Origin of the sequence: Aequorivita sublithincola DSM 14238, from assembly GCF_000265385.1 — a bacterium.
Lineage (GTDB): Bacteria > Bacteroidota > Bacteroidia > Flavobacteriales > Flavobacteriaceae > Aequorivita > Aequorivita sublithincola.
The window spans coordinates 2,839,979-2,861,493 of record NC_018013.1 but is presented as its reverse complement, the minus strand read 5'-3'; the positions used below and the strand labels follow the sequence as shown (position 1 = coordinate 2,861,493).

The 21,515-nt window shown below is 36.3% G+C and carries 20 protein-coding genes; 6 read left to right on the top strand and 14 right to left on the bottom strand.

Going from position 1 to position 21,515, the window contains the following annotated elements; translation table 11 throughout:
- Window positions 1-156: 156 nt before the first annotated feature.
- The 13 genes from AEQSU_RS13150 to AEQSU_RS13090 form a co-directional block, all read right to left on the bottom strand.
- Complete coding sequence (locus AEQSU_RS13150) at window positions 157-2,001, bottom strand: PLP-dependent aminotransferase family protein (RefSeq protein WP_042492505.1); 1,845 nt, start codon at window positions 1,999-2,001, stop codon at window positions 157-159.
- 201 nt (window positions 2,002-2,202) lie between these two features.
- Window positions 2,203-2,919: a leucine-rich repeat domain-containing protein gene (locus AEQSU_RS13145; protein ID WP_014783360.1), complete on the bottom strand. Its 717-nt coding sequence runs from the start codon at window positions 2,917-2,919 to the stop codon at window positions 2,203-2,205.
- A gap of 195 nt (window positions 2,920-3,114) precedes the next feature.
- Entirely contained in the window at window positions 3,115-3,930 is an 816-nt protein-coding gene (locus AEQSU_RS13140) for a prohibitin family protein (RefSeq protein ID WP_014783359.1), read from the bottom strand.
- A gap of 25 nt (window positions 3,931-3,955) precedes the next feature.
- Entirely contained in the window at window positions 3,956-5,989 is a 2,034-nt protein-coding gene (locus AEQSU_RS13135; RefSeq protein ID WP_014783358.1) for a vWA domain-containing protein, read from the bottom strand.
- 71 nt (window positions 5,990-6,060) lie between these two features.
- On the bottom strand, window positions 6,061-6,807 hold the full coding sequence (fabG, locus tag AEQSU_RS13130; RefSeq protein WP_014783357.1) for a 3-oxoacyl-[acyl-carrier-protein] reductase: 747 nt from the start codon (window positions 6,805-6,807) through the stop codon (window positions 6,061-6,063).
- A gap of 155 nt (window positions 6,808-6,962) precedes the next feature.
- The gene (sucD, locus tag AEQSU_RS13125; protein ID WP_014783356.1) at window positions 6,963-7,835 is read right to left on the bottom strand and encodes a succinate--CoA ligase subunit alpha; all 873 of its coding nucleotides are present in this window, start codon (window positions 7,833-7,835) and stop codon (window positions 6,963-6,965) included.
- Between the two features lie 111 nt (window positions 7,836-7,946).
- A complete protein-coding gene (locus tag AEQSU_RS13120; protein WP_014783355.1) occupies window positions 7,947-8,360 on the bottom strand; it encodes a nuclear transport factor 2 family protein in 414 nt (137 codons plus the stop codon).
- Window positions 8,357-9,295, bottom strand: a complete 939-nt coding sequence (locus AEQSU_RS13115; protein WP_014783354.1) for a UDP-3-O-(3-hydroxymyristoyl)glucosamine N-acyltransferase — start codon at window positions 9,293-9,295, stop codon at window positions 8,357-8,359. Before AEQSU_RS13115 ends, AEQSU_RS13120 begins: the two co-directional genes overlap by 4 nt.
- Before the next feature lie 72 nt (window positions 9,296-9,367).
- Window positions 9,368-9,934, bottom strand: a complete 567-nt coding sequence (gene efp, locus AEQSU_RS13110) for an elongation factor P (RefSeq protein WP_014783353.1) — start codon at window positions 9,932-9,934, stop codon at window positions 9,368-9,370.
- Window positions 9,935-10,073: 139 nt separating this feature from the next.
- Complete coding sequence (lpxA, locus tag AEQSU_RS13105) at window positions 10,074-10,859, bottom strand: acyl-ACP--UDP-N-acetylglucosamine O-acyltransferase (RefSeq protein WP_014783352.1); 786 nt, start codon at window positions 10,857-10,859, stop codon at window positions 10,074-10,076.
- A gap of 86 nt (window positions 10,860-10,945) precedes the next feature.
- Entirely contained in the window at window positions 10,946-12,352 is a 1,407-nt protein-coding gene (locus AEQSU_RS13100) for a bifunctional UDP-3-O-[3-hydroxymyristoyl] N-acetylglucosamine deacetylase/3-hydroxyacyl-ACP dehydratase (RefSeq protein WP_014783351.1), read from the bottom strand.
- A complete protein-coding gene (gene lpxD, locus AEQSU_RS13095; RefSeq protein WP_014783350.1) occupies window positions 12,345-13,370 on the bottom strand; it encodes a UDP-3-O-(3-hydroxymyristoyl)glucosamine N-acyltransferase in 1,026 nt (341 codons plus the stop codon). The genes AEQSU_RS13100 and lpxD overlap by 8 nt, the downstream gene beginning before the upstream one ends.
- 120 nt (window positions 13,371-13,490) lie before the next feature.
- Window positions 13,491-14,735 carry an HD domain-containing protein gene (locus tag AEQSU_RS13090; RefSeq protein ID WP_014783349.1) on the bottom strand — a complete coding sequence of 415 codons (1,245 nt, stop codon included), beginning with the start codon at window positions 14,733-14,735 and terminating at the stop codon, window positions 13,491-13,493.
- 154 nt (window positions 14,736-14,889) lie between these two features.
- On the opposite strand from AEQSU_RS13090, the gene porX reads away from it, so the two are divergent.
- The 4 genes from porX to AEQSU_RS13070 all read left to right on the top strand — a co-directional run bounded on the left by porX (window position 14,890) and on the right by AEQSU_RS13070 (window position 18,702).
- Window positions 14,890-16,440: a T9SS response regulator signal transducer PorX gene (porX, locus tag AEQSU_RS13085; protein ID WP_014783348.1), complete on the top strand. Its 1,551-nt coding sequence runs from the start codon at window positions 14,890-14,892 to the stop codon at window positions 16,438-16,440.
- A gap of 76 nt (window positions 16,441-16,516) precedes the next feature.
- Window positions 16,517-16,924, top strand: a complete 408-nt coding sequence (gene tsaE / locus AEQSU_RS13080; RefSeq protein WP_014783347.1) for a tRNA (adenosine(37)-N6)-threonylcarbamoyltransferase complex ATPase subunit type 1 TsaE — start codon at window positions 16,517-16,519, stop codon at window positions 16,922-16,924.
- A gap of 115 nt (window positions 16,925-17,039) precedes the next feature.
- Window positions 17,040-18,239, top strand: a complete 1,200-nt coding sequence (locus tag AEQSU_RS13075; protein WP_014783346.1) for an alanine dehydrogenase — start codon at window positions 17,040-17,042, stop codon at window positions 18,237-18,239.
- An 85-nt stretch (window positions 18,240-18,324) separates the two neighbouring features.
- A complete protein-coding gene (locus AEQSU_RS13070) occupies window positions 18,325-18,702 on the top strand; it encodes a hypothetical protein (RefSeq protein ID WP_014783345.1) in 378 nt (125 codons plus the stop codon).
- 77 nt (window positions 18,703-18,779) lie between these two features.
- Here the strand turns inward: AEQSU_RS13070 and AEQSU_RS13065 are convergent, their stop codons facing one another.
- Window positions 18,780-19,952 (bottom strand): proline dehydrogenase family protein, encoded by a 1,173-nt coding sequence (locus AEQSU_RS13065; protein WP_014783344.1) that lies wholly within the window; start codon window positions 19,950-19,952, stop codon window positions 18,780-18,782.
- A 72-nt stretch (window positions 19,953-20,024) separates the two neighbouring features.
- Here AEQSU_RS13065 and aroB point away from each other — a divergent pair, with 72 nt between their 5' ends.
- Together aroB and AEQSU_RS13055 are read left to right on the top strand one after the other, a co-directional pair.
- Window positions 20,025-21,095 (top strand): 3-dehydroquinate synthase, encoded by a 1,071-nt coding sequence (gene aroB, locus AEQSU_RS13060; protein WP_014783343.1) that lies wholly within the window; start codon window positions 20,025-20,027, stop codon window positions 21,093-21,095.
- A gap of 77 nt (window positions 21,096-21,172) precedes the next feature.
- Window positions 21,173-21,466: a hypothetical protein gene (locus tag AEQSU_RS13055; RefSeq protein ID WP_014783342.1), complete on the top strand. Its 294-nt coding sequence runs from the start codon at window positions 21,173-21,175 to the stop codon at window positions 21,464-21,466.
- Window positions 21,467-21,515 lie beyond the last annotated feature (49 nt).

Sequence of the window (21,515 nt, the reverse complement as noted above, 5' to 3'; positions counted from 1 at the left end):
TTTATGTCGCAATTAAATTTGATCAAAATTTTGGTCTAAAGTTCCGAAAAACGTGAATTATTTAAGAGATTTGATTTATCCCCTAGAGCCTTAGTTTGAGATTTAGTGACTGTAAAATCTTTTCAGAAGACAGATATTATTGGTTTAATAAAACATCTAAATATTCTCAACAAAATCTAAAAAGACTTTTTTATGAAGTTCAAGATCAAGGTTTGGTGAAAGTGAAGCGCGTACAATATAATCCTTATCGCCTTCTTTGGTAGTTCCTTGTGTAGATGTTGCAGGAATGGTCCAATAACAGCCTTTTAACTGACCGTAACTCACGCAGAACTTACTTTCATTAGGAATTTCAGTAATCATTAAATTTATTAACTTCAAATTCAAGGCTCTTTTATAAGTTTCTTTTTCTTCATTTGTATTTCCTTTTGTGGGAAGATCTAACGAAAACACAGAAGGTGTGAATCCTTGTGCAGCCAATTCTTCTGAAACAAAATTGATTTTCGCGCTTGGTAAAGTCTCGTGGATGAAATTTACAAATTCACGTGTATTTTTATAAGCATCCTTAATTCTTTGAGTCATTGAAGGCATCTGTTTTGCTAATATTTCATATTGAAGACTTGTAGCCTCATTATCACAAAGCAATAAATGCTTTTCAATTTTCTGCATCAAGCTTTCTGTTTTCTGATTGCCAACAACGTAGCCAGCTGTACACTGCCCACCACTTGGAAATTTAGATCCACTAGCATACGAAATAGTCCTAACCGTTGAAAGTATTTCACCTTCTCCTAAGAAGTGGACGTTTGGACAAAAAGTTTGATCTAAAATAAAAACTGGATCGATAGCAGTTTCGCCTTTACTTGTCTTGCGTACTTTACCTAAAGCATTTTTTAAATCTATAAGGTTAGGAACTTCAACTCTAGGGTTCGTTGGGATTTCAGCAATTATATATGGAATGGCATCTTCAGAAGCAATTTCATTTAAAATTCTATCAATACTTTGAACCATTTCGTTATCTCCATCTACTGGCAAATCCACGACTTCTACATTATCAATGCAAGCGGCAACGCGTCTTGCTTGATCGTTTGTGCCTCCGTAACAATTTGGAGGAACAATAAATTTTATAGGTTTTCCTTTGTGATTTTCTAGAGCATCGTTAATAAGCCCCATCATAATCGCATATTGAACAGATAGTCCGCTGGAGCCAACGAGTGGCTTTGTAGGTGTACCAGTAATGGCCGTAATTGAATCTAAAACAAGGGTTTTGTTCGTCTCTGTATTGCCGTTCTTCGCATCAAAAGAAGTTTTTTCTGTTAGCGACTTTAAGGCAACAAGACAATTGGATGGCGTCATTGCGATGGTTTCTCTTCGTCTTACGTGTTGAATATCTGAAACATAGCTTTCATTCTCTTCACCATTTACTATTAAAATACTTCCGAGGTGACCATAAGTATTTATATGAAAATCAATGTTTGAGTTAAGTTCAATTTTAGAAATTTCATCTTGGTGTAAAATGTAAACAGTACTTCCGTGGAACTTAGAAACTGCTGTGCCTTTTTCAACTTGTTTTAATTCGAAATTATAATTGTAAACCTTTTTCAAAACTTCAGCATCAAAAGAAGCTGGTAAGTCTCCTGAATAAAGGATTTGGGTGTTTTTATTTTCTAAAAGATTTTTTCTGAGAATTGCCAAAACGGGAGTCGTCTTCGATGAAAAACTGATTACATTTTCTGGCTCTAGATTATTTAAGTTCGCAATTGCCCATTCCAGTACGCAAGATAATGGATGACCTAGCCGAATATAATCGTAAGCCGTAGGTATTATATTAAGTGAAGATGTTTTAGAATTATTATCATTAAATAAGCTTTCAAACTGATTTAAGAACTGCGTTTTGGCTAACTCTTCATCATAAATATCAAGTTTGTGGGTTGTTAGATTCAGCCAGCCAGTTGGCATATTTTCTAATACATCTTTAATATAATTCAGCATTCTATTGTCTTGCATGATTTTCACTTTTAATGGGCTCGCAAGATACATTAATAAGGTTTATTTTGAAAAGTGTTGACGTGTTTTGTTGCACCGAAACATCTGCTAAAATGGTGTTTTGCAGTTTACGGTTGTGAAAATAGTTTCAGTAGACCGAAATGCAAGTTTTAGAAAAATCTAAAGCTCGTTGGCTAATTTTTTTTGCTGAAGGTTTAAGTTTTATCCTGGCATTTCATCAAAACAATTCAATGAATATGCTGCAGTTGTTGGTATTATCCAATTTGTAGCCGAATTTGAATAACTAATATTATCCACCTGAACACACTCCAAACTAAAGTTACTATGTCCAAAAAAGAATACTGCAATTTTAGTGTTATTATTATTTTTTAGGTTAACTGTTTTTAAATTATAGTTGCACATTCCTCTAATTGACATAAGGTTTATGTTTTCCGAAAGGTCTAATGTTGAAATACTAGTGGTTCTAATATCTAGATTTTTCAATTTGATATTTGGCTTCAAATTTATTTCAGAAAAAGGATTGTTGCCACAGCTTAGGAATTCTAGATTAGTATTAGCAGCAAAATTAAGTTTGTCTATATTATTGTTTGCACAATTCAGTGCGGTTATATTTACAAATTTTTCGATTCCCTTTAAGCTTTCAATGTTCTTAAACGAAACATCTATAGCTCCATTAAAGGATGTAGCTTCTTCAAAACTAATTTCATTGTCTTTATTTGTATTGATATCAAAATTGTTCAATAGTAGTTCTTTGAAAACGATATCATCAAAATACACGAATGGTCCTTCGCCTATGGTATAGTTAAAATGCTGACTTTGTTCTACCTGTTCTATTTCAGTAAGAGTACTGTCTTTTGAGCAGGATGTTGTGAAGAGTGTTGTTAAGAATAACAGTAGGACTATTTTTGGAGTTTTCATAGTTTTTATTTTATATTATTTTCTAAAAGCATATACACAAACGACATAACAATATCGTATATCTCAAACATATATGAAAAGTTAGACTGTTTACCTCTTCAAATTTAACAAAATAAATCAAGACCAAAAGATTTCCTTCAAACAAAAAAACCTCCCAAAAAGGAAGGTTTCATTGAACATAAAGCTTAAGGAATACTAGTTATTCCCTAAAATCAAAGGCAAACCACTATCGCCAGAACCAACTATAACCACTTTGGCGTTTGGTGATTTGGCAAGTTCTAAAGTAGCATCAATCCCTTTGTCCTGAAGAACTTTATCTGTTAGTGACGCGCTTAAAATAGCGTTTGCATCTGCTTTTCCTTGTGCTTCAATTCGCACTTTTTGAGCTTCTTTATCTGCGGTTACGAGTCTAAATTCATATTCCAAAGATTCCTGTTCTTGTTTTAGCTTGCGCTCAATTGCATCTTTTATGGTTGCCGGAAGGGTTACATCGCGAACCAAAATTTGGTTTAATTGAATATGCTGTTCGTCCAAGATTTTCTTCGTTTCCTCAAAAATTTCCTCTTGTATGGCATCACGCTTTGTAGAGTATAATTGTTCTGGTGTATAACGTCCCACAACACTCCTTGCTGCACTTCTTATAGCTGGTTGGATAACACGTTGCAAGTAGTCTTCGCCTTTTTCTTGATGAAGCTTTGCAACATCCTTCCGGATTGGTTGGTACCACGCAGAGGCATCTAGTTTAATTTCAAGTCCATTGGACGAAAGCACCTGCATTTTTTCGCTAAGCTCTTGTTGCCGTATTTCATAAACAAAAACTTTGTTCCAAGGCGCGATAATATGAAAACCTTCACCCAAAGGCGGTTCGTCTGTAACCACACCATTTCCAAAGGTTTCATAAAGCACACCAGCGTGTCCGGAATTGATCGTTACAGAAGATTTTGAAACTAAAATGATAAGCAAAACGATTCCTACGATTACGGGTATTGTGAGTTTGGGTAATTTTTCCATTGTATATTTTTCTAGGGGTTAAATTTTAGATAAGTCCGTTATATTTTCTGATAAACCATTCCGCAGCGAGGGCAAGAATGATAAGGGCGAGAAGATATTTCCAATCGATCAAAGGTACTACTTTTTGTTCGCTTCTTTCAATGTTTTGGAAGTTAGTATTTTCAATTAGCGATTTAATTAAAGATTCGGATTGTGTTGCAAAATAAGCATTTCCATTCGTTTTTTGAGCAACGCGGCGAAGTTTTGCCACATCGGCATTTAGGAATTGTTGCTCCACATTGAAATCTAAAATTGTGAAATTTCCACTGCTAGAAACCGCCTCTTTTGCTGCGGAAACCGTGAAGTTGTATTCGCCCGCAGGAAGGCTGTTTAAATCTACCTCATAATAGTTGTTCCGCAAAAGCATTGGGAAAACGGTTTGCTTTTCAGTTTCACTATTTTTTACTGTGATATTTAGCGATGCGCGATTGTCGAAAACATAATTTTTATCGAAATACTGCGCCGAAATCTTGATTGGACTGTTATTATAGTAAAACGTTTCTGAAGACACCTCTAGCCTACTTCTCCGTTTGTTTGAAGCCAAATACTGAACAAGGTTTCCTATGAAATCATCAAAACCTTGGAAGCTTTCCGTTTCCACAAAGCTGCGTGCACGCCAACGCCAAAAACCTTCGCCATCCCAAATTGCATCGCGCTTGCCGTTAATTTCCATCGTGGCTAGTAGCGGATTTCCGTTGGCAATACCATTTACGGTTTGCTCAAGCATTACCTCGTTTGGCACGCTAATGGTCAATGAACCAAACTCTGTATAAAGTGGTGGAAAATTATTAAAACCAATATCTTCCACAGCAAAAGTGCCGTAATTGCTATTTAATTCCGCCTGAATATCCTCACTTTGATTGGAAGCTTCTTTAATGAAATTATCTTGTGAAGCATTCAGAAAATACCAATCCGTTTGCAAACCCGAAATTATCCAAGTGTTTTTGTTCAGCTTTTCAATTTCAGTGAAAACTGAAGCAAAGCTTCTATCGGGCTGATAAAGGATTACAAGTTGGTAATCATTCAACGTTGTTACTGCTTCCGAAGGTTTTTTGAATGAAACAGTACGCTGCTCGTTGGTTGTAATTGCTTTTTTGAGAGCTCCCAAATCTGGATGCGTAATTTTGCTAACTACCAAAACGTTGGTGGCTTGATCTATCACTTCCACCGCAAACTGCTTGCTGTTGTTGGTTTTGTTCTTTTCATCCAAAAGTGGAAGTATTTGTGCGGTGTATTTTTGAAGTCCAACAGAATTTGCAGGAAGCGTAAAGTTTAATGTTTTTGAAGATTCATTTTCAGAAAACGAAACGTTTGCGCGATAAGCTATTGAAGCGCCTTGGGAAACCACAAACTCAGAATTTACAGGATTTGTACCGCTATAATTCAAAATAACTTCAACAGGAAATTGGTTTTTTAGGAAAGCGTACCGATTTGTGTTTAATTGCTCAATTTTTAGGTCGGTGTATTTTATGGAATCACCCAGAATTACTGGATAGATTTGATTTTTAAAGGTGGCTGAAGAAAATTCGTAATCATTCCCCAAGGTTTGGTTTCCGTCAGTAATTAGAATTGTCGGCGCCGTTTGGTTTTTGAAAAGTTCATTTACTGATGAAAGTGCTTTGGAAATATTCGTATTTTTTTCTTCAAAAGACAAGGAGTCATTTTCTTTGAAATCACTTCCGAAGGAATAATAGGAAACGTCAAACTTGTCATTTAATTTATCGTTGTCTTTCAGCTTTTGAAGAAGTTGTGAAACATTTTCTTTCTGCCCCAACTCCCCTATTGAAGCTGAATTATCAATAATCACGGGCAACTTCGGCTTTTCTATAGTATAAGTTTCGCTTTTAAACTTCGGATTAATTATCAAAAGTAAAATTGAAAACAGTGTTATAAAACGAAGGATTCCAAAAACCCAGCGCAAAGAACCTTTCTGTTTTGACTTATAGCCATACATAAAAACCGCCAGAGCGATAGAAATTACTCCGGCGATGATAATGTAAAATATGGTTTCTGTGGACACTAAAGTGGTTTCTGGTTTATAGTTTCTGGTTTCAAGTCACTGCGCACTGCAACTGAATACTGAAAACTTTTTTAAGTAAGCATTCCCCCATCAACATTCAAGACTTGGCCGGTAACATAAGCAGAAAGATCGCTAGCCAAGAAAACGCAAGCGTTTGCGATATCTTCCGGAGTTCCGCCACGTTTTAGTGGAATAGCCTCTCGCCAACCTTTAACGGTAGCTTCGTCCAACTTTCCAGTCATTTCGGTTTCGATGAAGCCGGGAGCGATGGCGTTGCAGCGAATATCGCGAGAACCAAGTTCCAACGCAACAGATTTTGTGAAACCAATAATACCAGCTTTTGAGGCTGCATAATTGGTTTGGCCAGCGTTTCCTTTAACGCCCACAACGGAACTCATATTGATGATTGAACCTTTGCGTTGCTTTAGCATAGCGCGCTGCACCGCTTTGGTCATATTAAAAACTGACTTTAGATTTACTTCTATTACTTTATCAAAATCTGCTTCGGAAATACGCATTAAGAGGTTATCTTTTGTAATTCCAGCATTATTCACGAGAATATCAATACTTCCGAAATCTTTCAAAACCTCTTCGATGAGTTTTTGAGATTCTTCATAATTGGCCGCATCGCTTTGGTATGCTTTGGCTTTTACGCCAGTTTTTGAAACTTCGTCCGCCAAGGCATTTGCCGCTTCTGCTGAAGAGCTATATGTGAAAGCTACGTTGGCACCGTGTTGGGCGAAAATCTCTACGATTCCTTTTCCAATTCCTCGGCTACCGCCAGTGATTATTGCTGTTTTTCCTTCGAGTAATTTCATAAGTTAAACTAGTGTTTGGTGGTTGATAAACACCTACAAGGTATAGAAAACACTGTAGGTTTGTCTTATAGGTCAAATATAACAAAAGCTTGCGGGTTCTCCATAAAAAAAGCCCTGTGAATTTCACAGAGCTTCATTTGTATAATTTTGAAGTTTTAACCTAAAACTTCTTTAACTTTCTTTCCGATTTCTGCTGGAGATTCCACAACGTGGATTCCGCATTCGCGCATTACTTTTTTCTTTGCTTGCGCAGTGTCATCACTTCCGCCAACAATTGCACCAGCGTGACCCATTGTACGTCCTGCAGGGGCTGTTTCACCAGCTATAAAACCGATTACTGGTTTTTTGATACCGCTATTTTTGTACCATTTGGCTGCATCGATTTCTAGCTGACCTCCAATTTCACCAATCATTACAACGGCTTCACTTTCTGGATCCATAATAAGCATTTCTAAAGCTTCCTTGGTTGTAGTTCCAATAATTGGATCTCCACCAATTCCAATAGCTGTAGTAATGCCAAGACCTTGTTTTACAACTTGATCTGCAGCTTCATAGGTAAGGGTTCCAGATTTTGAAACGATGCCTACTTTTCCTTTTTTGAAAACGAAACCTGGCATAATACCAACTTTCGCTTCTCCTGGAGTAATTACACCTGGACAGTTTGGGCCAATAAGACGACAATCTCTGTCTTTTATATAGTTTGAAGCGGTAATCATATCTTTCACTGGAATTCCTTCAGTAATAGTAATAATTACTTTGATACCCGCATCTGCGGCTTCCATAATAGCGTCTGCAGCAAATGCTGGTGGAACGAAAATAATAGATGTATCGGCGCCCGTTTTTTCAACAGCTTCTGAAACTGTATTGAAAACAGGTTTGTCCAAATGTTTCTGACCTCCTTTTCCTGGAGTAACCCCTCCTACTACATTGGTTCCGTATTCAATCATTTGTTCGGCGTGAAAAGTTCCTTCACTTCCAGTAAATCCTTGAACTATTATTTTTGAATTTTTATTTACTAAAACGCTCATTTTTAATTATTTTCTGTTGTTTATTTATATTTATTATTCAAAAGAAATGGTGTGATTTCTTCTTTAGAATTTTTGCAAAGATACGGCTTTTGGCAAGGGTTTTAAAAGATATTATACCTTAACTCTATGATAGCTTTCGGTTGTGTCGTCTTTATCAGTAACGGGCTGGCTCACTTGATATCCACGAAAGATTTTATCATCTTTCACTTCCCAAATAGCAATGAAATGGGCTATTCCCAATTCCTCATCAGGATTTTCAATAGTGCGGACATAATATTTGTAACGAATGGTTACGTGAGGACCGTCTGCTAGTAAATGACTTACTTCCACTCGCAGATCGTAATACGATCTTCTAATTTCACTAAAGAAGCTTATAACTTCATCATGGTGCATAATAGATAAGCCAATTGGGCTATTCCATATTAATACCAAATCTGGATGGAAGAAGCGTTCCATAACCGTTTCATCCTTTAATATATCTGATCTGTAAAAATCTCTAATTAATTCTTTTGCTTTGTTACTCATGGCATTTTGTCCAATTTTTCTATAATGTCTGGAATGAGCCTAATAGCAGCTAGTTCCTTGTATTTTTTTCTGAATTCGTCCGCAGGTGTTCCAAAATATGATTTGTGACCTGGCAACGATTTACTAACGCCACTTTGGGCGGAAATAACAGCTTTTTCACCAATTTTGATGCCGCTGGTAATACCTACTTGTCCCCAAATGGTTACGAAATCTTCGATAATAACGCAACCAGCAATCCCAACTTGCGAAGCAATCAAGCAACGCTTGCCAATAATAGTATCGTGACCAACCTGAACTTGATTATCCAACTTAGAGCCTTCGCCAATAGTTGTTGAAGCGGTTACGCCTTTATCTATAGTACATAGCGCGCCAAGATCTACATTGTCTTCAATCACTACATTCCCTCCACTTAAAAGCTTATCGAATTTTTCAGGACGGTTTTTATAGTAGAATGCATCGCTGCCCAAAACAGTTCCGGCGTGAATTGTTACATTATTGCCAATAACTGTATTATCATAAATACAAACGTTGGAATGGATCAAACAATCGCGACCTATTTTTACATTATTTCCAACAAAAACGTTAGGTTGAATAATCGTTCCCTCTCCTATTTGAGCAGATTCTGAAATTGAATCGTTAGAACTTTGAAAAGGCTTAAAATAATGAGTTAGTTTATTGAAATCACGAAACGGATCTTCGGAAATCAGCAGCGCCTTCCCAATAGGACATTCTACTTCCTTGTTGATTAAGATTACAGTCGCTGGCGATTGTAATGCTTTATCATAATATTTTGGATGGTCAACAAAAACAATATCTCCCGACTGAACCACATGAATTTCATTCATCCCAAAAACAGGAAAACTAGCTTCGCCAACGTAATCGGAACCGATTAGGACAGCAATATTTTCAAGCGTTTGGGGAGTTGGGAATTTCACGAATTATTGTTTGTTGTTTGGAGTTTATTGTTTGTTGTTTTATTTGGGATTTGGAATTTGTTATTTGGAATTTTATTCCTTCATCCTTTCCTGATACTGACCTTTTTCGGTATCAATCCTAATTTTGTCACCTTCATTTATGAAAAGTGGAACATTTATTTCAGCTCCTGTTTCAACAATCGCTGGTTTTGTTGCGTTTGTTGCTGTGTTCCCTTTTACGCCAGGTTCGGTTGATGTTACTTCTAAAACTACGTGTGCTGGCATATCTACAGAAAGTGGAGAACCATCTTCTGTGTTAATTAGCACAGTAACAACTTCGCCTTCTTTCATTAATTCTGGTGTGTCCAAAATTTCTCTCATTAAACGAATTTGCGAATAATCTTCCGTATTCATAAAATGATACATATCGCCTTCGCTGTACAAGTACTGAAATTTATGGGTTTCAACGCGTACATCGTCAATTTTATGCCCTGCGGAAAAAGTGTTGTCTAAAATTTTTCCACTGGTAACGCTTTTCATTTTTGTGCGAACAAACGCTGGTCCTTTTCCAGGTTTTACGTGAAGGAATTCAATGATTTTATAAATATCATTATTGTAACGTATGCAAAGTCCTTTTCTAATATCTGATGATGTTGCCATTGTTGTGGTTATCTGTTATTTATTAATTATTGTATGGTAATCGTTAATCGTTATTTGTTGATTGGTGAAATTTTAAATAATGCTACTGTTTATCTATTATGAGAAAGCTTTTAAACTTTAAAACTCATAAACCCTATCCTTAATTAGAATTGAAATAGCCTTTCATAATTCCACGTTTGGAATTTTTTATGAATTGGAGTATTTCGTCGCGTTCAGGCGTAGCTTCCATTTCAGCTTCTATAATTTCTGAAGCTTGGGAAGTGTTGTAATTTTTTTGATAAAGAAGTCTGTATATATTCTGTATTTCAGTGATTTTTTGAGGATTGAAACCTCTTCTTCTCAGTCCAATAGAATTGATACCTACATAACTAAGTGGCTCTCTGGCAGCTTTTACAAACGGCGGAACGTCTTTTCTCACTAATGATCCACCCGTTACAAATGCGTGATTGCCAATCATACAAAACTGATGTACAGCTGTCATACCCGCCAAAACTACGTGGTCGCCAACTGTTACGTGGCCAGCGAGCGTGCTGTTGTTTGAAAAAATACAGTTGTCGCCCACAATACAATCGTGCGCAATGTGGCAATATGCCATAATCCAACAGTTTTTACCCACTACAGTTTTTCCTCGGTCAACGGTCCCACGGTTTATGGTAACGTATTCACGAATTGTTGTGCCATCGCCAATTTCAACGGTGGTGTCTTCATCTTTAAATTTTAAATCTTGTGGAATTCCAGAAATCACAGCTCCAGGAAAAATGTTGCAATTTTTACCGATGCGCGCTCCTTCCATTATAGTTACATTGCTACCTATCCAAGTTCCTTCGCCTATAACAACATTGTTGTGAATGGTCGTAAAAGGCTCAATAACAACGTTTTTGGCTATTTTTGCGCCCGGATGGACGTATGCAAGTGGTTGGTTCATTTCTATAGTTTGTTATATTTTATAGCTGAAATGTATATGCTTGATGTATCTCTTTAAAGCAGATTTTTCACAAACACAAGTTTCAGTTATAAATTTTTTGTTTTTACCATTTGGGCCATTAGTTCGGCTTCTGTTACAAGTTTTCCGTTAGCATACGCATTTCCTTGCATATGAACTATACCGCGGCGTATTGGCGATATCAATTCTAACACAAAAATTAATGTGTCCCCTGGATTTACTTGTTGCTTAAATTTCACATTGTTTATTTTCATAAAAAATGTAAGATAGTTTTCAGGATCTGGAACGGTACTTAATGCTAAAATTCCACCTGTTTGCGCCATTGCTTCAACAATCAAAACTCCAGGCATTACCGGTGCTCCAGGAAAGTGACCTACAAAAAACGGCTCGTTCATTGTCACGTTTTTCAACCCGACAACGCTAGTTTCCGTCATTTCCATAATCTTATCAACCAACAAAAATGGCGGTCTGTGTGGAAGCATCGCCATAATTTGGTTTACATCCTTTACAGGTGGTTGGTTTATATCAAATTTTGGAATGTTATTTCTAGCTTCAAGTTTAATAATTTTTGAAAGTTTTTTGGCAAACTGGGTATTTACAAAATGACCCGGCTTATTAGCAATCACTTTTCCGCGAATGCGCGTACCAACCAAAGCCAAATCGCCAATAACGTCCAAAAGCTTATGTCTGGCTGCTTCGTTTGGATAGTGAAGTGTTAGGTTATCTAATATACCGTTAGGTTTTACTGAAATTGTATCTTTTCCGAAAGCAGTACGGAGCTTGTCCATAGTGCTAGGCGAAAGTGGTTTGTCCACATAAACGATGGCATTGTTTAGGTCGCCACCTTTAATTAGGCCGTGTTCCAACAACATTTCTATTTCGTGAAGAAAGCTGAAAGTTCTGGCGTTTGCAATTTCATCTTTAAAATCTGAAATATGTTTAAGTGAAGCATTCTGAGTGCCAAGTACTTTTGTGCCAAAATCGACCATAGTAGTTACTTGGTATTCCTCTGAAGGCATAATAATTATTTCGCTGCCCGTTTCTTCATCAAGGAAGGAAATAACTTCATTCACGATATATTCTGCTCTTGGAGCCTCTTGCTCCACTACCCCAGCTTTTTCAACAGCTTCCACAAAAAACTTTGAGGAACCGTCCATTATTGGTGGTTCGGAAGCGTTGAGTTCCATAATACAATTGTCAATTTCAAGACCGACTAAAGCTGCTAGAACGTGCTCTGAGGTTTGAATTTTAACACCGTTTTTTTCGAGGTTTGTGCCTCGTTGGGTGTTTACAACATAATGGGCGTCTGCTTCAATTACGGGATGACCTTCAAGGTCAATTCTCACGAAAGTATATCCATGGTTTTCGGGCGCAGGTTTGAAAGTTAAAGTTACTTCCTTGCCGGTATGCAATCCTACTCCTGTAAGGGAAATGTCTTTCCCAATGGTGCGTTGTTTTACCACACTTTTATTCATGATCGAGCTTTTTTTCAACAGTGTTGAACCTTTCCATTATTTTGGGAAGGTTTTTAAAATATACATAACTTTTATTAAAATCTCCATAACCGAAAGCCGGCGAACCTTGCAAAGTTTCATTATCCTTCAAATTTCTGCCTATTCCGCTTTGGGCTTGTATTTTTACGTTATCGCCAATAATAATATGTCCGGCAATTCCAACTTGGCCACCAATGATGCAGTTTTTTCCTATTTTGGTTGAACCTGCTACTCCGGTTTGAGCTGCAATTACTGTATTTTCCCCGATGGTAACATTGTGGGCTATTTGAATTTGATTATCGAGCTTAACCCCTTTTTTTATTAAAGTAGAGCCTAATGTTGCGCGGTCAATCGTGGTTCCTGGGCCAACGTCTACATTATCCTCTAGAATCACATTGCCAGTTTGTGGCACTTTATGGTACTCGCCTTTTTCGTTTGGCGTAAATCCAAAACCATCTGCACCAAGAACTACATTACTGTTTATAACGCAGGATTCACCTATTACAGTTTCTGAATAGATTTTGGCACCTGTAAAAAGAATTGAATTGTTTCCAACCGTAACATTATCACCTATATATACATTCGGATAAATCTTAACATTATCCCCAATTTTTACATTTTCACCTATATATGAAAAAGCTCCTAAGTAAAGATTTTCACCGTATTTGGCGGTTTCTGAGATAAAAACTGGGTTTTCAATGCCAGTTTTATTCATTTTTACTTGGTTGTAATATTCTAAGAGTTGCGAAAAAGCTTTGTAAGCATTTTCAACACGAATAAGGGTTGTGGACAACTTATCTGTTGCTACAAAGTCATTGTTTACAATGGTTATTGATGCTTGAGTCGCGTAAATATAATGAGTGTATTTAGGATTAGCCAAGAAAGTTAGACTTCCTTTATTGCCTTCTTCAATTTTTGCGAGTTGCGAAACTTCTACGCTTTCGTCGCCTTCTACGGTACCGTTCAGTATTCCTGCTATTTGCGCTGCTGTAAACTTCATTAGGTGAATTGAATTTCTTTAACCGTATTAAATAAAAAAAGCAATCGCAAATTAGTGATTTTTAAATGAACAAAATTGCGGTGGATGTTTTTCATTCTTGCAAAAATAGAAAAAAAGCACTTAGCCCCTATAACTGTTCGTATTGTTTTTTGGATAACACATATAGTATTTTACTACAGATTTTGAAAGTGCTTCCAAGTTTAGCTGGTCACTTGCCTTGGCAACATCTACAATCTTTCCGTTTTTCTTGAGAAGGTTGATGGTGTCTTTTTCCATACTGTACGCTTGGTTCTCCATCTTTCCTGTGAAAATAAAGTAGGCTACCTCTTCATCAGAAAGATTATATTCTTCCTTTAAAATTACTCTTTTATCTTTTATCTTTTGAAGTGGAAAAGGTTCCGATTTCACCTTTATTTTTAATAAATCTCTATTTAAAAGCATTTTTGAAAGATTCTTCAGCACAAAATCATCGTTACTCACCCACATTTTCATTGCTGAAATAATATCATAATCATCCAGTTTGGAAAAAGTATTGAGAACTTCTTCAGAAAATTCATCCAAACCAATGTTATTTTTCAAGAAAAATTGTAATCCATTACTTGCTGGAAGTTCAATTCCTTGGGCAGATAACTGTTTTGCGCGCTTCAAAACACGAACTAAAAGCTGTTCTGCAACAATTCCTGTTTTGTGAAGATAAACTTGCCAATACATTAATCTACGAGCAACGATGAAGCTTTCAACAGAATAAATTCCTTTTTCCTCTACAACCAATGCGTCGTTTTTCACATTCAACATTGCTATTAATCGTTGTGAATTTACAGTTCCCTCTGGCACGCCCGTATAAAAACTGTCACGTTTTAAGTAATCTAGACGATCCATATCTAATTGTCCAGAAACCAACTGATGTAAAAACTTTCTTGGATGTTCGGCTTTAAATATTTCTATGGCCAGCGTTAATTGCTTGTTAAACTTTCGGTTAAGAGCTTCCATGAAAAGCAATGAAATCTGCTCATGGCTTACACCTTCAACAATGCTATTTTCCATCGCGTGCGAAAATGGTCCGTGACCAATATCGTGTAAAAGAATGGCAATATAGAGCGCTTCTTCTTCCTTATCAGAAATCTGGACTCCTTTAGATTGAAGCACTTGCACCGCTTTTTGCATTAAAAACATTGCTCCCAAAGCATGATGAAAACGCGTGTGATGCGCACCCGGATAAACGATATATGAAAAACCCATTTGCGAAATGCGACGCAGCCTTTGGAAGTATTTATGCTCCATCAATTCAAAAACCAGTTTGCCGGGTATGGTAATAAAACCATAGATGGGATCGTTAATGATTTTAAGCTTTGGAAGGGTTTTCAAACTTTAACTTTAAATTAATAGATTCGGTAGTCTTTTGAGGCAATTCGAGACTATTTTTGAAGGAAATTCTTCAAAGCACCAAGAATTATTCACAAATTGAAATTAACGATACTCCAACGCAAAAGCTTCGGAGTTTAAAGACAAATATACATATATGAGCGACATAAAAGTACTATGGGTAGATGATGAAATAGATTTATTAAAACCACACATTATATTTCTTGAAAAGAAAAATTACAAAGTTACCACCGCTCAAAGTGGGACTGAAGCATTAGAAGAAATAAAGAAAGAAAATTTCGACATTGTTTTTCTAGATGAAAATATGCCAGGCCTTACAGGGCTTGAAACTCTTGCAGAAATTAAGGAACTACAAGCCGCAATTCCCGTCGTGATGATTACAAAAAGCGAAGAAGAATATATTATGGAAGAAGCCATAGGTTCCAAAATTGCAGATTACCTTATAAAACCTGTAAATCCGCACCAAATTCTACTTAGTTTAAAGAAAAATCTAGATCACAGTAGATTGGTTTCAGAAAAAACCACTTCAAATTATCAGCAAGAATTTAGAAAGATTGCAATGGATCTTTCTATGGTGAATAGTTTTGAGGAATGGAAAGACCTTTATTCAAAATTGGTCTATTGGGAATTGGAGCTAGAAAACATCGAAGATTCCGGAATGTTTGAAATTCTAGAATCGCAAAAAACAGAGGCTAACAGTCAGTTCTGTAAGTTTATAGATAAAAATTACGCAGATTGGTTTGAAGATCCTAATGAAGCCCCCACAATGTCTCACACACTTTTTAAAGAAAAAATTCAACCTCAAATAGAGCAAGGCACTCCTACTCTGCTTGTTGTTGTTGATAATCTTCGTTTTGACCAGTGGAAAGCCTTTGAGCCAACTGTGGCAAATATTTATAAAAAAACTTCCGAAGAACTTTTCTGTAGTATCCTCCCAACGGCGACTCAATACGCGAGAAATGCTATTTTCTCTGGACTTATGCCAAGCGACATGGAAAAATTACATCCAGATCTTTGGTTAAATGATACTGAGGATGGTGGAAAAAATATGAAAGAGGAAGAGTTTCTTCAGGCTCAACTGAAAAGATTAGGTTTAAAACTAAACTGGAGCTATCATAAAATTACAAGTTTAAAGCAGGGAAAAAAACTTGTTGAAAACTTCAGAAGCCACAAGGATGAAGACCTAACGGTGGTTGTTTATAATTTTGTTGATATGCTTTCGCACTCCAAAACTGAAATGGAGGTTATTAAGGAATTGGCTTCAAACGATAAATCATATCGTTCTTTAACGCAGAGTTGGTTTAAAAATTCGCCTTTATTAGAAATTATTCAACAAGCTGCGAGATTGGGCTTCAAATTAATTATCACAACGGATCACGGAACTATAAATGTGAAAAATCCTTCAAAAGTAATTGGCGATAAAAACACAAGTCTAAATCTTCGCTATAAAACGGGAAAGAGTTTAACTTATGAAGACAAGGAAGTTTTGGCGGCTAAGAACCCAAAAACACTTGGTTTGCCAACCATAAATATGAGCAGTTCCTTCATTTTTGCTAAAGATGATTACTTCTTTGCTTATCCTAACAATTATAATCATTACGTGAGTTATTTCCGCAATACCTACCAGCACGGCGGGGTTTCTTTGGAAGAAATGATTATTCCTTTTTCGGTTTTTACTCCAAAATAACTCGCTTATAGCTTAAGAGAATTGCCTGATAATTTCGGATGAATTGATAATTTATTTATATTCGTCCGTTTTTATCATGGAACTAACTTATACCCAAAACGAAATTTCCAAAGTTGCCGAACAAGTTTTAAAGGCTGCAACTACAAACATTTTTCTTCTTTACGGAGAAATGGGTGTAGGCAAAACAACGCTCATTACAGAACTCGTTCGTCTTCTAGGAATTCAAGAAATTTCTGGAAGTCCATCGTTTTCTATTGTAAATGAATACGAAGGAACTGACGGATCTATATTTCACTTCGATTTTTATAGAATAAACCACATTGAAGAAGCCTATGACATAGGTGTAGAAGATTATTTTTATAGCGGAAATTACGTTTTTATAGAATGGCCTGAAAGAATTGAAGCACTATTGCCAGAAAGTACCACCAAATTGATACTTAAAAAAAATAAAGACGGAAGCAGAATATTACAACTCACCAATTAATCTAAAACATTCCCATCTACAAAATAATTCACATTGATATAAGAATTCTGGCATTCTAAATTTGCTGAAAGAAAATCAAAATTATTCCGTAAATTGAAACGGTTAAGTTTACAATATGCCAAAACCAAAATCCCCATTTACTTTAGCACAATTACTTCCGCAAGAAGAAACCCTTGAAATAGCCAGACAAAAAGGCGAATTACATATCGGTATTCCTAAAGAAGCCTATTTTCAAGAGAAACGAATTTGCCTTACTCCAGATGCGGTTAATGCTATTGTGAGCAACGGCCACAGGGTTTTAATTGAAAAGGGAGCTGGCAATGAAGCTGGGTTTTCAGACAAAGATTATTCCGAAGCTGGAGCTGAGTTAACCGAGGATACGAAAAAAGTATTTGGTTGTCCAATGGTGTTAAAAGTGGAACCTCCTACTTTAGAAGAGTTGGATATGATTAAACCAAAAACGGTTCTCATTTCGGCTTTACAGCTGAAAACGCGCCAGAAATCATATTTTGATAAACTCGCAAAAAAGAAAATTACAGCCCTCGCTTTCGAATTTATAAAAGACGAAGACCACAGTTATCCCGCCGTTAAAGCTTTAAGCGAAATAGCCGGAACCGCCTCAGTATTAATCGCTGCTGAATTAATGGTCAATGCAAAAAAAGGAAACGGTCTTCTTTTCGGAAACATAAGTGGCGTCCCTCCTATCGAAGTTGTCGTTATTGGCGCAGGAACCGTCGGGGAATTTGCCGTTCGGTCTGCCCTGGGTTTGGGTGCAAACGTAAAAGTTTTTGATAGTTCTATTACGAAGTTACGAACCATTCAAACCAATGTGAATCGGATTCTATATACTTCAACGATACAACCTAAAAATTTGATGAAAGCATTGCTGCGTTGCGATGTGGCAATTGGCGCTGTTCGCGGACAAAACAGAGCGCCAATTATAGTAACCGAAGAAATGGTGCGAAATATGAAAAAAGGCGCTGTAATAATAGATGTGTGCGTAGATATGGGCGGCTGTTTTGAAACTACCGAAATGACTAGCCACGACAATCCAACAATTATAAAACACGATGTAATTCATTATGGAGTTCCTAATATTCCCGCGCGCTATCCTAAAACTGCCTCAATTTCAATAAGTAATATCTTCACACCCTATGTTTTAGAAATTGCGGAAAGCGGCGGACTCGAAAATGCCATACGTTTTGACAACGGTTTAAAAAATGGTTTGTATTTTTACCGCGGAATTTTAACCAATAAAGCAGTTGCAGACTGGTTTGATATGCCTTATAGCGATATTAATTTATTGATTTTTTAGAAAACCGTTGTGCTGAACCCCGACCCCTAAAGGGGAGAAACTAAATTATTTTCATAAACAAATCCCTAATACCCAATCCCAAATAATGAAGTTAGCATACCGTTTTGTATATTTTTCTGGTGGGTTTTTACTTGGAATAGCATTATTGTTTTTTATTTTAAGCGGAAAAAACACTTCTTGTTCCTACGGTCCAGAATCTAGAACGCTTAAAAATATAAGTAAAAAAGAACGTGTTTTTTCTGAAGAAACTATGAGGGTACTTCGCGAAAACCAAATGGATACATCAGTTGTTGCAATTTTATTAAAGGATGGAAATGTATTGTTCTCTGAAAGTAATATAAAGATGGATTCTTGCAATCAATATGTAATTGAAGGGAAAATCTTAGAGAAAAACCTAAAGATTAGAGTTGTAAATTGTAATGAAACCGCTACAGTAACCACGGCTGAAGTAAAAGCAGAATAAAAATTCCTGTTAGTTAAGAAAAAAATCGCTGACTAATTATTTTGTAATAAAGACATCCACTCTTTACTCAAACCTAGTTAAAGTTTCCTCCGCTCTTTCTCTTTTTTCAATAAAGTAAGTTCTCGGCTAGTTTGTCCAGCTACAGAAGTATTTTCTTCTGCCCGGCGTATTAAATAGGGCATCACATCTTTGACTGGTCCAAAGGGAATATACTTTGCAACATTATAGCCTTCTGAACCAAGATTGAATGTAATGTGATCACTCATGCCATAAAGTTGCCCAAACCAAACGCGGCTATCACTTTCTACAATTCCTTTTTCCTTCATCAAATCCATCGCCAAATATGTACTAGACTCATTATGAGTTCCTATAAATAATTCAATATCATTGAGGTTGTCCAAGATGTATTTCATTATCTCATTAAAATTGTCATCTGTAGCTTTCTTGCTCTCACAAATTGGCGTTTTATATCCTTTTTCTAAAGCGCGCTCATTTTCTTTTTCCATATAAGCGCCACGAACAATTTTAAAACCAAGTTTGTAACCCTTTGCTTTAGCCCTTTGATGTAAATTTTTTAAGTAATCGAGTCTATCCCAACGATAACACTGCAATGTGTTGAAAACAATGGCGCGCTCGGTGTTGTATTTCTCCATCATTTTTTCACACAAATCATCGGCAGCATCTTGCATCCAGGATTCTTCGCCGTCAATAAGTAGGCTTATTCCACTGTCGTAGGCTGTTTTTGAAACTCTTTCATAACGAGCTTCTATATTCTGCCAAAACACCTTCTCTTCATCAGATAATGGCTCCTTTTCAGTAATTTTTTGCCAAACCTTAAACCGTCCAAAACCAGTGGGTTTAAACACGGAAAAGTGCATCGCTTCCTTATTTCTGGCAAATTCGGTAAGTTCTATTACCTTATTTACAGTAGCATTAAACTGTGCATCTTCCTCTTTTCCTTCAACCGAATAATCCAAAATTGAATAAACACCAACATCAAAAAGCCTATCTACTGTTGTCATACAATCACTTTCGTTCACGCCGCCGCAAAAATGGTCAAAGACCGTGGAACGAATTAACCCTTCTACAGGAAGGTTGATATTCAAAGCAAATTTTGTTACTGCCGAACCAATTTTTACCAATGGTTCCATAGAAATCATTTTGAAAAGAAAGTATGCGCGTTCAAGTTCTGAATCACTCTTTAATTGAAAAGCAGCTTCAGTATTGTCGAAAAGAGAATTTGATGTCATAAAAAAGTAAAATAAAGTGTACAAATATAGTTAGATTTGAACTTCGAATATATGAGAAAAATCAAGAATTTCATGGGAAAAGCATTAATTGAAAAAGGTCAGATTTATCGCAACGAGGAAGCTTGGGAACTTTTTTCGAATTTAATAACGGAAATAACACCTTCAAAAGTATTTGTTATAGCCGATGAAAACACCAATAAGCACTGCCTGCCCTATTTTTTGAAGAAGATAAATTTTGAAAAATCACCTGAAATAATCACTATTCCTGCTGGCGAAATAGAAAAAAATATTTCCACTTGCTTAAAAGTTTGGGAAATACTTTCAGATAAAGGAGCAGATAGAACGAGTTTGATAATAAATCTTGGCGGCGGTGTGGTTACTGACTTAGGAGGATTTGTTGCTTCTACTTTTAAGCGCGGCCTGCGTTTTATAAACGTTCCCACTTCCCTACTTGCTATGGTTGATGCTTCAGTTGGTGGAAAAAACGGCGTAGACTTAGGACATATAAAAAACCAAATTGGAGTGATAAATCTTCCCGAAATGGTGATTTTGGATACCGCTTTTTTAGAAACTTTACCTTCAGAACATATTACTTCAGGCCTAGCAGAAATGCTGAAACATGGTATTATTCAGAGCGAAGCATATTGGAAACGCATTAAAAATATTAATCGTGAAAACAAAGTTGAACTCAATACTTTGATTTGGGATTCCATTGAAATAAAGAAAGCGATTGTAGCTAAAGACCCATTTGAAAAAAATCTGCGGAAAACGTTGAATTACGGGCATACTTTAGGCCACGCTATAGAATCGTATTTTCTTGAAAATCCGAATAAAAAAACCCTTCTTCACGGAGAATCAGTTGCTGCTGGAATTATTTTGGCAACTTATATTTCAAAGGATTTATATGGATTCCCCGAAAACAAACTTCAGGACATTTCTGAAAGCATGTTTAAGCATTTTCCGAAGCAGACTTTCAGCAAAAAAGATATTGAAGCTATCATAAACTTGCTGATATTCGACAAAAAAAACAGGAATGGTAAGGTACTTTTTGTCCTTTTGGAAGACATTGGACGTCATAAAACTGATTGCGTAGTGAGTAACAAATTGATATTCAGAGCTTTTGAGTATTATAAAAATTTCTGAAAATTTTCATCAAATAATTTTTAAGTATTTTATTTTTGAATAGTTTTATAACCACAAACCAAAAGATTGAATATTAAATGAAGCGCATTATTGTAGATTACCGAAAGTTGACCCCAGAAATACTATCCCTATTAGTTGAAAAATATCCTGATGGATATGATGACGACCATGTTATCACCTTCAAAAACGCTAAAAATGAAACCGTTGAAGCGGTTGAAGTAAGAACAGACGACACTATTTATCTAGTAAAAGTGAGTTCACGTTTAGAAATATCTATGGCCAACTTTGATGAAGATGACTATGAGGAAGCAGACTTTAATGAGCCAATCAGCGAAATTCCAGAAAAAAAGAAAATGGACGAAGAGGAATAAAAATTCCTTTCAAATAAAAAAGAGGCCTATGGCCTCTTTTTTATTATCA

Coding starts and splice junctions, on each gene's coding strand:
- AEQSU_RS13150 (WP_042492505.1), bottom strand. CDS start 2,001: ATGCAAGACAATAGAATGCTGAATTATATTAAAGATGTATTAGAAAAT.
- lpxA (WP_014783352.1), bottom strand. CDS start 10,859: ATGAACCAACCACTTGCATACGTCCATCCGGGCGCAAAAATAGCCAAA.
- porX (WP_014783348.1), top strand. CDS start 14,890: ATGAGCGACATAAAAGTACTATGGGTAGATGATGAAATAGATTTATTA.
- AEQSU_RS13070 (WP_014783345.1), top strand. CDS start 18,325: ATGAAGTTAGCATACCGTTTTGTATATTTTTCTGGTGGGTTTTTACTT.
- tsaE (WP_014783347.1), top strand. CDS start 16,517: ATGGAACTAACTTATACCCAAAACGAAATTTCCAAAGTTGCCGAACAA.
- aroB (WP_014783343.1), top strand. CDS start 20,025: ATGGGAAAAGCATTAATTGAAAAAGGTCAGATTTATCGCAACGAGGAA.
- AEQSU_RS13145 (WP_014783360.1), bottom strand. CDS start 2,919: ATGAAAACTCCAAAAATAGTCCTACTGTTATTCTTAACAACACTCTTC.
- lpxD (WP_014783350.1), bottom strand. CDS start 13,370: ATGAAGTTTACAGCAGCGCAAATAGCAGGAATACTGAACGGTACCGTA.
- AEQSU_RS13065 (WP_014783344.1), bottom strand. CDS start 19,952: ATGACATCAAATTCTCTTTTCGACAATACTGAAGCTGCTTTTCAATTA.
- AEQSU_RS13120 (WP_014783355.1), bottom strand. CDS start 8,360: ATGAGTAACAAAGCAAAAGAATTAATTAGAGATTTTTACAGATCAGAT.
- AEQSU_RS13140 (WP_014783359.1), bottom strand. CDS start 3,930: ATGGAAAAATTACCCAAACTCACAATACCCGTAATCGTAGGAATCGTT.
- efp (WP_014783353.1), bottom strand. CDS start 9,934: ATGGCAACATCATCAGATATTAGAAAAGGACTTTGCATACGTTACAAT.
- AEQSU_RS13075 (WP_014783346.1), top strand. CDS start 17,040: ATGCCAAAACCAAAATCCCCATTTACTTTAGCACAATTACTTCCGCAA.
- fabG (WP_014783357.1), bottom strand. CDS start 6,807: ATGAAATTACTCGAAGGAAAAACAGCAATAATCACTGGCGGTAGCCGA.
- AEQSU_RS13055 (WP_014783342.1), top strand. CDS start 21,173: ATGAAGCGCATTATTGTAGATTACCGAAAGTTGACCCCAGAAATACTA.
- sucD (WP_014783356.1), bottom strand. CDS start 7,835: ATGAGCGTTTTAGTAAATAAAAATTCAAAAATAATAGTTCAAGGATTT.
- AEQSU_RS13100 (WP_014783351.1), bottom strand. CDS start 12,352: ATGAATAAAAGTGTGGTAAAACAACGCACCATTGGGAAAGACATTTCC.